The organism is Thioclava sp. IC9 (assembly GCF_002213225.1).
Classification (GTDB): domain Bacteria; phylum Pseudomonadota; class Alphaproteobacteria; order Rhodobacterales; family Rhodobacteraceae; genus Thioclava; species Thioclava nitratireducens.
On sequence record NZ_NBNX01000012.1, the window covers coordinates 1 to 12132 of the forward strand.

Consider the following 12132-nt stretch of genomic DNA (forward strand, 5'->3'; position numbering starts at 1 on the left):
ATGCACGCATCCGCAACATCCGCCAGGACGGGTTGCACAAGCTCACGACCAAGCTGTCGCGTGAAGCCAGCACAGTGATCATCGAGGACCTCAATGTCCGCGGCATGATGGCGAACCGGCATCTTGCCCGTGCCATTTCCGATATGGGTTTTTTCGAGTTCCGTCGTCAGCTTAGCTACAAGCTCGCGCGCCTTGGTGGCACTCTTGTTGCCGCCGGCAGGTTCTTTGCATCCAGCAAGACCTGTTCGGCATGTCACACCAAAGCGGAGGTTCTTCCGCTCTCGGTCCGCTCCTGGACCTGCGCCAATTGCGGCGCGCACCACGATCGCGACATCAATGCCGCGATAAACCTCAAGAATTTGGCCGGTAGCGAGGACCTCAAGGTCCGTCCGGTTTCAGCTTGTGGAGTGGAAGGCTCTGGCGGCGGGACTGATCCTGTCGTGAAACCGGCCACGATGAAGCAGGAAAATGGACCTGATCAGAAAAGATCAGCTCCATGAAAGCGGTGCTCGTTCAACGACATGGCATGTCGCGAATGACCTGCCCCCTTGGGGCCCTCGTTCACAACGAGAGTCTGCAGGTTTGTGATCTGCACCGCAGAGTTCTACTGCCCTTAGGCAGAGTTTCCCGGCTTTGCTCAGGGTGACGGGCTGGTGACGCCCCCCGATTTCGTCAATGTGATCGGCGGCTTGCAAAGCTCTCAAGTCTTGAGGAGCGCCGAATAGTTCGGGTCGAAGCTTCTGCTGATAGGCTCCGCTGCCGCCCCGGTAGCGACTATCCACGGGTCACTGTGACCCGTCAGAAGCCTTAGCCCGACGGCGCCGCCCTCAGACGTCTCCCGTATTCGATTAACGCGCGATACCAGGTTATCAAGCAGAACTGCGGGCGACGTGCCGCAAAGAATTATCGCCTCGGGGTCAATGATCAGCTCGAGGATCCTGGCGAGATGCGAGAGGCGATCTGCGGCTTGAGAAAGCCAGTCTTCTACATCGGAGCGGCGATCGGCCAGCAGATCCTCGATCTTGTCGAACAAGTTCTCGTCTGCATGATCAAGCCCAAAGCGCGCGCAGAAGCCACCGAGTGCCACACTTCGCTCCATGACGGCGCCGGGTGTTCGGGAGGCAAGGTCGCTGATCATACCGATTTCGCCGGCATTCCCATGACGTCCACCGAAGACCTCGCGGTTCAGGATCAATCCCGCGCCAAGACCATAGCCGAGATACAAGCAGACTGCGTGACGAAGTCCATGCGCTTTCCCGGTCATTTTCTCAGCAGTCGCGGCAGCTGACGCATCGTTTTGGATGCTCACGGGCAGCCCGATGGCTGTTGAGAGACGATCCACCAGCGGGAAGTCTTGCCAGCGCGCCATGGTATATTCGTCTTCGGCGCGATTTTTGAGGTTGGGATCAAACGGCCCGGGCATTGCGACACCCAAGCCTACGGTGCGCTCTGCCGCACTTGGATGCATCTTCGCCAAATCATCGCGTGTTTGCGCGATTAGCTCGATCAAGTGATCGAGGCCCGCTTCAGGGTCGGTCGGACGAATGTTGGAGTCTCGGCGCAAGACAATCTCGCCAACGAGGTTCATCACCACAGTGCGCGCGACGTGACGGTCAATCTGCAACCCGATCGAAAATGCACCACTCGGTGCAAGGTCGTAAGGCGTTGCGGGCTTGCCGCGTCCCGCCTTGACCGTCTCGCGAGCAATCACCAGCCCGTCTCTCTCCAGCTCGTCGATGATGTTGGAAAGAGTTTGCTTCGCAAGCCGCGTGGCGCGCGAAAGTTCTGCACGCGACAGCGCCCCGTTGAGGCGAATGGCGTCGATGACGACGCGTCGATTATGCACCCCCGCGGCACCCGCACTGGAGCCTGACAAGGCACGAATTTCCGGCGTTTTCGATCTCATGAAAAAGATATTGACAGGAGACAGTGCTCGCCGCAATCATTAAGTCCATCACTTGGACTAAATAGCCGAAGAGCTTTCTCCAGGCGATGCGATCCACCGAAGGTCCCTCTCCGCATTCTGCGGCGGGCGCCCTGATCCGACAGGAGAGAGAAATGAAAATTGCATTGCACGCCCCCCTTCTTGCCGCGACGGCTCTGATGGGGGTCACGGCCAGCGCAGCGCAGGCGGAAACCACGCTGAACGCGCTGTTCATGGCGCAGGCTGCCTATAGCGAAGACGACATCCGCTCGATGACCTCTGCCTATGAGGAAGCGCATCCGGATGTGAAGGTGAACCTCGAGTTCGTCCCCTACGAAGGGCTCCACGACAAGACAGTGCTCTCGATGGGGGCTGGCGGTGGATATGACGTCGTGCTGTTCGACGTTATCTGGCCCGCGGAATACGCTCAGAACAACGTGCTGGTCGATGTCACGGACAAGATCACGCCCGAGATGAAGGACGGGGTCCTGCCGGGTGCCTGGACCACCGTGCAATATGACGGCAAGAGCTATGGTATGCCGTGGATTCTGGATACGAAATATCTCTTCTACAACAAGGCAATGCTGAAAAAGGCCGGGATCGATACGCCTCCCGCCACCTGGGCTGAACTCAAAGAGGACGCGCAAAAAATCAAGGATGCGGGAATCGTCGAATACCCGATCGCCTGGAGCTGGGCTCAGGCCGAAGCCGCCGTTTGCGATTACACGACACTCCTGAGCGCATATGGTGGCGATTTCATCAAAGACGGCGCGCCCGATTTTCAGAACGGCGGTGGGCTCAAAGCTCTGCAATATATGGTCGACACCTACGACGCAGGGTTGACGAACCCCAATTCAAAGGAATTCCTGGAAGAGGACGTGCGCAACGTGTTCCAGAACGGAGACGCGGCTTTCGCGCTCAACTGGACCTACATGTATAATCTCGCCAACGACCCGAAGGAGAGCAAGGTTGCCGGGGATGTCGGCGTTGTGCCCGCGCCCGGTGTCGATGGCGTCTCCAAGGCTTCGGCGGTGAATGGGTCCATGGGCCTCGGTATCACCACGACGTCGAAGCACCCCGATGAGGCTTGGGACTACATCACCTTCATGACCTCGCAGAAAGAACAGAATGCCTATGCGAAGCTGAGCCTGCCGATCTGGGCAAGCTCCTACAACGACCCGGAGGTCACGAAAGGCCAGGAAGAACTGATCCAAGCGGCCCAGACCGGCCTCGCCGTGATGTATCCGCGCCCGATGACGCCGCATTATCAAGAGATGTCGATGGCGCTTCAGCAAGCAATCCAGGAAGCTCTGCTCGGCACCAACAGCCCGGAAGACGCTTTGCAGGCGGCAGCGGAAAATAGCGGCCTCTGATTTCGCCTCTGCTATTCAATGTGCCGCGCCAAGGTGCGGCACATTTCCCTCCCGCCTGACTTCGACATTGCGACGCCTCCATTTGCCGTCGCGCATACACTCTCTGACCACAAGGCTTGACGCCATGTTCACAGAACGCCTCTCTTTGCGTGTCTGGTTGCTTATGCTGCCGCTGCTTGTCGTGATGATGGCGGTGATCGGGTGGCCCCTGATCGACACGGTCCGACTTTCACTGAGCGATGCTAGGCTCGTCGGTAGCGGCGGTCACTTCGTTGGTTTGCAGAATTTCACGAAAATGCTGTCGAACAGCTATTTTCACGCGGCCTTCTTCACGACCCTTAAATTCAGCGTCTGGTCTGTCACGATGGAGTTGGTGATCGGGGTGCTCGTCGCCCTGCTGCTCAACGAACAATTCTACGGTCGCACCTTCCTGCGCGCATTGATGATCTTGCCTTGGGCGCTACCGACAGTGGTGAATGCGACGCTCTGGCGGCTCATTTACAACCCCGAATATGGCGCGCTGAACGCAGCCCTCACGCAGCTTGGTTTGATCGACGCCTATCGTTCTTGGCTAGGTCAGCCAGGCTCGGCGATGGCGGCGCTGATCGTGGCGGATGTATGGAAGAACTTTCCGCTCGTTTCGCTGATCGCCTTGGCGGCTTTACAGGCGATTCCGAATGATATCCGCGCCGCGGCAATTTCCGACGGTGCAAATGTCTGGCGGCGGTTCCGTCATGTCACTCTGCCATACTTGCTCGGGCCGCTTATGGTGGCGCTGGTCCTGCGCACGATCGAAGCGTTCAAGGTTTTCGACCTTATCTGGATCATGACCCGTGGGGGACCGGCAAACTCGACACGCAGCTTGTCGATCCTGGTCTACCAAGAGGCCTTTGCGTTCCAGCGGGCAGGGTCGGGCGCATCGCTTGCGCTCATGATTACCCTGATGATTACGGTTCTTGCCGTTGCCTATCTGTTCATCATGCGGCGGCTCGCCGGGGAGGGCCGGTGATGGAACACCAATCGCCCGCCTTTCGAATTTTCATTCATGTCGCTGCCTTGCTGGTTGCACTCGTCATCCTCGCGCCGCTCGCATGGTTGTTCATCATGAGCGTGTCATCCAACGCTGATCTGTCAGCAAAGCCTTTGCATTGGTGGCCGGACACGCTCGATTTTTCCCGCTATGCGACGCTTTTCAGCCGCGCCGAGAACTCGGTCGGCGAGGCCTTCATGGCCTCGCTGGGCAACAGCGTCAAAGTTGCCGGCATGGCGACGCTCGCGGCTCTGTCGGTCGGGATTCCCGCCGGTTGGGCGGCATCCCGCCATCCACAAATCGGCTGGACCCTTGGCGGTATCATCGCAACCTACATGTTGCCGCCTGTCGCACTGTCGGTGCCGCTCTATCTACTGCTTGCGAAATTCGGGTTGCTGAACAACGTTTTCGGCCTGGCGCTTGTTTATCTGAGCATCCTTGCGCCCTTCGTCACATGGCTACTCAAGGCCGGCTTCGATCCGATCCCACAGGAGTTGGAGCAGGCAGCGGCGATCGACGGGGCGCGTCTCGATCAGATGTTGCGGATCGTGATCTTGCCGCTTGCGCTTCCGGTAATCGCGACGGCTCTTATCTTCGCGTTTTTGCTCGCGTGGGACGAGTTCTTCTACGCGCTTCTTTTCACTTCAAACCAGGATGCCAAAACCCTGACAGTGGCGATCGCCGATCTGGCTGGGGGGCGGGTATCCGATTACGGGCTGATCGCGACGGCGGGCGTCATTGCCTCTCTGCCTCCCGTCGCCATCGGCATTCTCATGCAACGCGCCCTGATCTCTGGGCTGACCAACGGAGGTGTCAAAGGATGACCACCGCGCTCGAAACCCGAAACGAAGTGCTCGATGCTCTTTACGCAGAGATGGGCCGTCAGATGCGGGACAGCCGCGACAGCATCACGGAAAATGCCGAACTGGCGCGGACTATCGCGGCAAGTATCAAGAGAAACCGCTCGCTTGTCCTTCTGGGGATGGGTGGCTCGCATGCTGTGGGCCGCGCGCTTGAGCCCTGCTATCGCGCGGTCGGGGTCGATGCGATCGCTGTGACGCTTTCCGAACAACTGGACGCGCCTTTGCCGCTCGAACATCGCACCGTCATAGTGACCTCACAATCTGGTGAGAGCGCGGAAGTGCTACGGTGGTTTGACGAAGGGCATGCGCACGAGGACACGTTCGGCCTGACCATGGAACCGGCCTCTTCACTTGCGAAACTCACCCGCTGTCTGATTGGCGAAGGTGGATCGGAAATTCCCTTTGCCGCAACCCGATCGCTCACGGTGACGTTGGCCCTTCACGCCGCTGTGTTGCGCGAATTGGGATCTGATATCTCTGCGGCTCTGGAAGTGATGGGTGCGGTCAGTCCCGCGGATGTCACTCCGGCAATCGCCAAGCTTGCGGATGTGCGAACCATCGTCACATCGGGTCGCACACAGCAAGGTGTTGCGGAGGCGATCGCCTTGGGTTTGACCGAGCTCTCTCGCCTTCCTTGTTTCAGCCTCGAGGGCGGCCAGTTGCGTCACGGACCGGTCGAGATGCTCGCGCCGGATGTCGGGGTCGTCATGTTCCGAGATGCTGACGCTTCGGCGAGCTACGTCACCAGCCTTGCAGAATTCATCCTGACAACGAGCGACTCGCCATTGGTGATTTTCGACGCGTCGGGGCTGGATGCAGTTCCTGGCGCGGAGACGATTGTCTGCCCGACCTCTTCCGGCTTGGCCGCCTGTTTTGCCCTATTGCCGTCCGCACAAAGGTTCATGGTCGATTTCGCCGCCTCTAGAGTGCCTGATGTCGGCACGCCTCTTCGCTGCTCAAAAGTGACGAAGGTCGAATGAGAATGGGGACAGCTTTAGCGACCGTCGGCAACGTGAATGTCGACCTGATCATGGGCCCTCTCGCGCCGTGGCCAAAACCGGGCTCCGAGGTGATATGCCCGAACGACGAATTGCGAGTTGGCGGGGCAGCCGGAAATGTCGCCCTCGCGTGGCAAGCAATGGGACTTGATTTCCAATCCGCGGCCAATACGGGAAGCGATCACTTTGGCGACTGGCTGCGTTCGAATTTCGGGGCCATCGCAGCGGGTTGGCCGCGGTGCTCTGAAAGCACCACCGTCTCGGTTGGCATCACCCATCCTGATGACGAGCGCACCTTTTTGACCACGACAGGGCACTTGCCGAAGCTGAGTTGGTCCGAGGTAGATGCGCAGATCGACTGGGAGAATTTGCGCGGGGGCACGCTGGTCCTGTGCGGCAGCTTTCTCACGGAGCGCCTTAGTGCGGAATATGATCACCTTTTCGACCGGGCCGACCGGGCGGATGTCACGGTCGCGCTCGACACCGGCTGGCCGATCGACGGTTGGACCCAGGAGGTCCGCGAACGTGCCCTGAATTGGGTCGCTCGCAGCGGCATCGTGCTGTTGAACGCGGTCGAGGCCACATGCCTGACCGATACGAAGTCGCCGGAGCAGGCGCTCGTCGCCCTTTCGGACCTTTTGAAATCAGACGGGGTCGCAGTGATCAAACTCGGCCCCGCGGGTGCGATCGCGCGGCAGAACGGACAGACCTTTCGCGCAAGTGCCCCGAAAGTGACGGTGAAGGACACGATTGGGGCAGGTGACGTGTTCAATGCGGCTTTCATAGCGGCGCTTTCGCAAGGCAGCATCTTACAAAAAGCGCTGGAGCAAGCCGTCGCGACGGCTTCGCTCGCGATCTCAAGCTCTCCGCGCCGCTACATCCCTGAGGAGGTTTCCGTATGAGCACCCTCGAACTGCACGATATTCGAAAATCTTTCGGCGCGTTGGAAATGCTCAAAGGGATCGATCTCTCGCTGGAGACCGGCGAGTTCCTCGTTCTGCTTGGCGCGTCGGGCTGCGGCAAATCCACATTGCTCAGCATCATATCGGGGCTGTCAGAGCCAAGCTCGGGCGAGGTCGTTCTCGATGGGCGCACGCTGAACGGCGTTCATCCCAAGAACCGCGATATCGCGATGGTCTTTCAGTCTTATGCGCTCTACCCCAACCTGACGGTCGCACGGAACATCGGCTTCGGTCTCGAGATGCGCAATGTCGACAAAGCGACCCGTGAAGAGGCGGTTCGAAAAGCCGCGAAGATGTTGCAGATCGAAGCGTTGCTAGATCGCAAACCTGCGGATCTATCAGGCGGGCAACGACAGCGTGTGGCGATCGGGCGTGCGATGGTGCGTGAGCCAAAGCTGTTCTTGTTCGACGAACCATTATCCAACCTCGACGCCAAGCTGCGGATGGAAATGCGCAGCGAGCTAAAGCGCCTTCATCAAATGTTGGGCGTGACCATCGTTTATGTGACCCATGACCAAATCGAGGCGATGACGCTCGCGACCCGGATCGCCGTGATGAATGGCGGCCGCATCGAGCAAATCGGCACACCTGCCGAGATTTACAATCGACCCAATTCCCGGTTCGTGGCCGAGTTCATGGGCGCGCCGCCGATGAACATGCTCCCCGCTACCGCCTGCGCCCAAGGACTGCAGTTTGGCTCGACTCAAACCGTCTGGCCATGCCGCGCACCGGATACGCGCGTCACGGTCGGCATTCGTCCCGAGGCACTAAAGACTACCGAAATCACGGGAGGGCTCAGCCTCACCGGCAGGGTCGATCTAATTGAACTGACTGGGCCGGAGCAGATCGTTTCGCTGGATCTGGGTGAGAACAAACTCACGGCAACGCTTCCGGCCGAGGAGACGTTATCTCTCGGGCAGTCTCTGACGGTTTACGTCGATCCGGCGCGGCTTTCGGTTTTTGACGCTGAGACGGGCCTCCGCGTGGAAGTCGCGTCTGAAGTTGAGCGTAGCTGAGAGCCTAAACTTGTAGCGAACATTCCCTAGAGAAAACTCAGTATTACTTCTCTCGCCGGTTTCCGGCCACCAATCTCGATCGCGGAGGGGGTGCTCGTTTTACTGTATTTCATAAACGCCGCTTTCAAATCATATCAATGCCTTACGGTGGGGTGGGGGTGCTCGATAAACGGTATGCCACGGTGTGAACCGCGCGCGCCCATGCGGTTTATCGAGCACCTGCACGCGCTATGCATTGCCTGCTCGATAATATGCATTTCGGGTTTCATGTGTCGTTTATCGAGCACCGAAGCCGAGCGGCAGCGGCTATTGCGACGGTTCGCGACTTCGGGCAACTGAGGTGCCAGATGCCCGTCCATCCCTGACCTTGCCGCGCGAACCTTTACGCATCGGCGTCGTCATCGCCATCTTCGAAGTAGGCCTCGCCGGAGATCGGTTGGCTCTTGAGCCATTGCACTTCTTCCTCGGTGAGGTCACCAAAATCAGCCGCGAGACGTTTGTAGTCGCGAGCGCGTTCAATCAAGACAGGAATGATCGCCGCCGCGCCAAAAGCGACGAGCCCGAGCATGCCGACGATCTCATGTGCGCCCATGGCGACCTCCATTGAGGGCTTCAATTCCACAAGGAAAGTCCGGAAAAGTCAAATTTTCCGGCCTTTGGCTTCACCGGTATCCCAGCTTCGCCATCGACAGCTTCGTCCTCCCGCACGCGTGGCGCCGCGACGCTGGCTTGCTGTTCTTCGCCTTGCCCATGAATTGCGGAAGCCGCTTCCGCCGAGGCACCGTAAGTGGGCTCTCGGAAAGTGAACAGCGATAGCGACGGATGAGCCACGCTGTTCACGAGCGCCTGGCTCGCGCCGGGGGAGGTCGAGGACGACTGCCTGCAGGAGTCTTGCCATGATGAAAACACGGGCCTGGGCCTCGGGTGTGTGAAGTCTGCGGCCCTTGGGCGAACGCCGTCTTCGCCCCGGGTGAACCGACTCAGAAATCCAGCGAGTTTCGTTCGCGGTAACCTTGCAGAAAGCTTGCGAGCCGCGGGTCGGAGGGGGCGTCGAACACCTCGCGGGGCGAACCTGATGCGACGATTTCTCCGCGTTCCATGAACACGACGCGGTCGGCGACATGCGCGGCAAAGCCCATCTCGTGGGTCACGACGACCATCGTCATGCCCTCGGCTGCAAGCTGCTTCATGACCGCGAGCACCTCGCCGACGAGCTCGGGATCAAGCGCGCTCGTGGGTTCGTCGAAGAGCATGATCCGCGGTTCCATCGCGATCGTCCGGGCGATCGCTACGCGCTGCTGCTGGCCGCCAGAGAGATGACTGGGATGGTTGCCTTCCTTATCGGCCAAGCCGACTTTTTTCAGCGCCTCGCGGGCCCGCTCGCGGGCTTCGCTACGGGACAGGCCGCGCACACGCTCCAACCCCTCGGCCACGTTCTGAAGCGCGCTCATGTGCGGCCAGAGATTGAACTGCTGGAACACCATGCCGATGTCGCGTCGCATTTCTCGCAATTGCCGTGCGGCCATCTTTTTGCCGCCCGGTGTTTCGTAACCGATCAGTTGATCGTCGATGCGCACTTCGCCGCTGTCGTATTCCTCCAGGAAGTTGATGCAGCGCAGGAGAGTGGATTTGCCAGAGCCCGAAGGGCCGATCAGGCAGGTCACCTTGCCGGGCGGAATGTCGAGGCTGACCTCGCGCAGGGCCTGGAACGTGCCGTAGAACTTGGAGACATTGCGCAGGTGGGCTGCGGCGGGGGCAGGGCTGGATTGGGTCATCGTTCAGCTCCGATCAAGCAGGTAATAGGTGAAACGGCGCTCCAGCCTCCGCCCGAGCCGCGAGATCAGCTCGACGAAGCCCCAGAAGAACAAAGCGAGGATCAGGATCGGGGTAAAGAAGGCGAAGGTCTCGCTCATCATCGTCTGGGTCTGGAACATGATTTCGGGCACGGTGATCATCGAAAGGATCACCGTTTCCTTGGTAAGAATGATCGCGAAGTTCACCATGGGGGGCAGGGCGGAGACCATCATGATCGGCACCATGATGCGGCGCACGATCGTCATGTTCGCAAAGCCGATGGCGCGGGCAGCTTCGATCTGTCCTTTTGGGACGGCATCGAAACCGGCACGCAGGATCTCGGTGAAATAGGCGCTGCCGTAGATCGTCAGCCCGAGGATCCCGGCAGGCAGGGCGTCGAGGCGCAAGCCAAGCAGGGGGCCACCGTAATAGAGCACGAAGATCTGCACGAGGAACGGGGTGCCACGGATGAATTCCACGTAAGCACGGATCGGATAACCAAGCAAGCTGGGACCGAAACGCCGCACGATCTCGATCACGAAGCCCAGGACGAGGCCGAAAACCGTGCCGAGTGTCCAGCTCAGCAAGGTGACGCCGAAACCGGTCAGCAGGTCCGGGCCGTAATGTTGGAGCATCTCGAACATCAGAGCGTGAGCCTCCGTTCCAAGGCGCGACCGGCCTGCGCGATCACGAGGTTGATCGCAAGATAGATGAAGGCGGCGGCAAGGTAGATTTCGAGCGGGCGATAGGTCGCTGCGGCGACCGACTGGCTCATCCGGGTGATCTCGACGATACCAACCACGGTCACCAGCGAACTGGCTTTCACCAGCAGGATCAGCTCGTTGACGATGGATGGCAACCCGATCTTGAGCGCTTGCGGCAGGAGGATGCGGATCCAGATGTTGCGCGAGCTCATACCGATCGCCAGAGCAGCCTCGGCTTGGCCTTTCGGGATCGCGTTGAGCGAACCGCGCAGCACCTCCGAAAGATAGGCGGCGGCGCAGAGGCCCACGGTCAGGACAGCAGCGACCAGTGCCGGCACGTTCAACCCGATCACCGGAAGAAGGTAATAGGCGACAAGCAATTGAATGAGCAGCGGCACCCCACGAAAGAAACTCACGTAAATCGCGGCGGCCCGCCTGAGGCCCGGTCTTGCCGACAGGGCGGCGGCGCAGATCACCGCACCGAGTATCAGCCCCTCAAGGCACCCCAGAACCGAGATCAGGAGTGTATTGCGCGCGGCCCACAGAAGGACCGGGAAATTGTCGATGATCACCTGGAAGGAGAACATGGCCAGCCCCGTGAATGCGAGAAAGGGAGGGACGGGCCGATGCGTGACCGGCCCGTCATAGCGTCGATTACAATTTGGGCATGGTCTCGGGCAAGTCGGTCGCGGCGCCGAACCATTTTTCCTGCAACGTCTTCATGCGGCCATCGGCCTCGATCTTCTTGATTGCGTCATTGACGGCGGCAACCAGGCTGTCGCCTTCCCCCTTGCGCGCGACATAACCGAAATAGGTCGGAGTGCCGAAAGGCGGGTTGACCACGGCAAAGTCATCGGGCCGCGTCTTGGCGAGATAGTTGAGCAGCGGGGCGGAGCCCGCGACCGCGTCGAGGCGCCCGGTCATCAGGTCGGCATATGCCTCGTCGGTGGTGCCGTAGCCTTTGATGGTGATGCCGCCGATCTTGTCGCTATAGGCTTCGAGCTGTTTCTCCTGCGCGGTGCCTTTTTGAACGCCGACGGTCATGCCCTTGGCGTCGGCCGGTTTCGTCATCTTGCCGCCCTTGCGTTGCACGAAGGCCACCGTCGCATCCGCAATGGGCAGAGTGAAGCTGTAGCGTTTTGCACGTTCGGACGTCATCGTGACGGGCGCGAGCACGAAATCGAATTTCTTCACTTCGAGGCCTGGGAGGATCGAGGTCCAGGGCAGATCCTCGTAGACGGGCTTGACGCCGAGCTCCTTGGCGATCGCGTCGAACAGGTCGCGGTCGAAGCCTACATATTCGCCCTGATCGAGCATGTCGAAGGGGGCGTAGTGCATCTCGGTCGCGGCCACGATCTTGCCGGCCGACTTGATGTCGGCCAGATCGTCAGCCATCGCTCCCGTTGCGGTCAGGGCAATCGTGCTCAGACCGAACAGCGCGGATTTCAGCGTAGTGGAAAAGGTCATA

Annotated in this window: 13 protein-coding genes; 7 read left to right on the forward strand and 6 right to left on the reverse strand. The window is 59.8% G+C overall.

The features are described 5' to 3' along the window. A partial coding sequence (locus B6V76_RS18670) for an RNA-guided endonuclease TnpB family protein (RefSeq protein WP_141104947.1) occupies positions 1-500 on the forward strand: 500 nt, incomplete at its 5' end. A 200-nt stretch (positions 501-700) separates the two neighbouring features. Here the strand turns inward: B6V76_RS18670 and B6V76_RS18675 are convergent. After that, a complete protein-coding gene (locus B6V76_RS18675) occupies positions 701-1942 on the reverse strand; it encodes an ROK family transcriptional regulator (RefSeq protein WP_240497900.1) in 1242 nt (413 codons plus the stop codon). A gap of 116 nt (positions 1943-2058) precedes the next feature. Between B6V76_RS18675 and B6V76_RS18680 the strand changes: the two genes are divergently transcribed. From B6V76_RS18680 to ugpC, 6 genes are all read left to right on the forward strand, one after another. After that, entirely contained in the window at positions 2059-3297 is a 1239-nt protein-coding gene (locus tag B6V76_RS18680) for an extracellular solute-binding protein (protein ID WP_088728190.1), read from the forward strand. Between the two features lie 124 nt (positions 3298-3421). Next, on the forward strand, positions 3422-4306 hold the full coding sequence (locus tag B6V76_RS18685; RefSeq protein WP_088728191.1) for a sugar ABC transporter permease: 885 nt from the start codon (positions 3422-3424) through the stop codon (positions 4304-4306). Beyond that, positions 4306-5151, forward strand: a complete 846-nt coding sequence (locus tag B6V76_RS18690) for a carbohydrate ABC transporter permease (protein ID WP_088728192.1) — start codon at positions 4306-4308, stop codon at positions 5149-5151. The genes B6V76_RS18685 and B6V76_RS18690 overlap by 1 nt, the downstream gene beginning before the upstream one ends. After that, entirely contained in the window at positions 5148-6170 is a 1023-nt protein-coding gene (locus tag B6V76_RS18695; RefSeq protein ID WP_088728193.1) for an aminotransferase, read from the forward strand. Before B6V76_RS18690 ends, B6V76_RS18695 begins: the two co-directional genes overlap by 4 nt. 2 nt (positions 6171-6172) lie before the next feature. Then, positions 6173-7090 carry a PfkB family carbohydrate kinase gene (locus B6V76_RS18700; protein ID WP_088728194.1) on the forward strand — a complete coding sequence of 306 codons (918 nt, stop codon included), beginning with the start codon at positions 6173-6175 and terminating at the stop codon, positions 7088-7090. Next, entirely contained in the window at positions 7087-8166 is a 1080-nt protein-coding gene (gene ugpC / locus B6V76_RS18705; RefSeq protein ID WP_088728195.1) for a sn-glycerol-3-phosphate ABC transporter ATP-binding protein UgpC, read from the forward strand. Before B6V76_RS18700 ends, ugpC begins: the two co-directional genes overlap by 4 nt. 382 nt (positions 8167-8548) lie before the next feature. Here ugpC and B6V76_RS18710 read toward each other — a convergent pair whose 3' ends face one another. The 5 genes from B6V76_RS18710 to B6V76_RS18730 form a co-directional block, all read right to left on the reverse strand. After that, positions 8549-8758, reverse strand: coding sequence for a hypothetical protein (locus B6V76_RS18710; protein ID WP_088728196.1), 210 nt, complete (start codon positions 8756-8758; stop codon positions 8549-8551). Between the two features lie 388 nt (positions 8759-9146). After that, on the reverse strand, positions 9147-9941 hold the full coding sequence (locus B6V76_RS18715) for an amino acid ABC transporter ATP-binding protein (protein WP_078523108.1): 795 nt from the start codon (positions 9939-9941) through the stop codon (positions 9147-9149). Positions 9942-9944: 3 nt separating this feature from the next. After that, positions 9945-10604: an amino acid ABC transporter permease gene (locus tag B6V76_RS18720; protein WP_240497902.1), complete on the reverse strand. Its 660-nt coding sequence runs from the start codon at positions 10602-10604 to the stop codon at positions 9945-9947. Beyond that, positions 10604-11251 carry an amino acid ABC transporter permease gene (locus B6V76_RS18725; protein ID WP_088728198.1) on the reverse strand — a complete coding sequence of 216 codons (648 nt, stop codon included), beginning with the start codon at positions 11249-11251 and terminating at the stop codon, positions 10604-10606. The genes B6V76_RS18720 and B6V76_RS18725 overlap by 1 nt, the downstream gene beginning before the upstream one ends. Positions 11252-11318: 67 nt before the next feature. Beyond that, positions 11319-12131 carry a transporter substrate-binding domain-containing protein gene (locus B6V76_RS18730; RefSeq protein WP_088728199.1) on the reverse strand — a complete coding sequence of 271 codons (813 nt, stop codon included), beginning with the start codon at positions 12129-12131 and terminating at the stop codon, positions 11319-11321. Position 12132 lies beyond the last annotated feature (1 nt).

What these genes read in the sequence shown, in the direction of transcription:
- B6V76_RS18680 (WP_088728190.1), top strand. Translation starts at nt 2,059, where the DNA reads ATGAAAATTGCATTGCACGCCCCCCTTCTTGCCGCGACGGCTCTGATG.
- B6V76_RS18685 (WP_088728191.1), top strand. Translation starts at nt 3,422, where the DNA reads ATGTTCACAGAACGCCTCTCTTTGCGTGTCTGGTTGCTTATGCTGCCG.
- B6V76_RS18690 (WP_088728192.1), top strand. Translation starts at nt 4,306, where the DNA reads ATGGAACACCAATCGCCCGCCTTTCGAATTTTCATTCATGTCGCTGCC.
- B6V76_RS18695 (WP_088728193.1), top strand. Translation starts at nt 5,148, where the DNA reads ATGACCACCGCGCTCGAAACCCGAAACGAAGTGCTCGATGCTCTTTAC.
- B6V76_RS18700 (WP_088728194.1), top strand. Translation starts at nt 6,173, where the DNA reads ATGGGGACAGCTTTAGCGACCGTCGGCAACGTGAATGTCGACCTGATC.
- ugpC (WP_088728195.1), top strand. Translation starts at nt 7,087, where the DNA reads ATGAGCACCCTCGAACTGCACGATATTCGAAAATCTTTCGGCGCGTTG.
- B6V76_RS18710 (WP_088728196.1), bottom strand. Translation starts at nt 8,758, where the DNA reads ATGGGCGCACATGAGATCGTCGGCATGCTCGGGCTCGTCGCTTTTGGC.
- B6V76_RS18715 (WP_078523108.1), bottom strand. Translation starts at nt 9,941, where the DNA reads ATGACCCAATCCAGCCCTGCCCCCGCCGCAGCCCACCTGCGCAATGTC.
- B6V76_RS18720 (WP_240497902.1), bottom strand. Translation starts at nt 10,604, where the DNA reads ATGTTCGAGATGCTCCAACATTACGGCCCGGACCTGCTGACCGGTTTC.
- B6V76_RS18725 (WP_088728198.1), bottom strand. Translation starts at nt 11,251, where the DNA reads ATGTTCTCCTTCCAGGTGATCATCGACAATTTCCCGGTCCTTCTGTGG.
- B6V76_RS18730 (WP_088728199.1), bottom strand. Translation starts at nt 12,131, where the DNA reads ATGACCTTTTCCACTACGCTGAAATCCGCGCTGTTCGGTCTGAGCACG.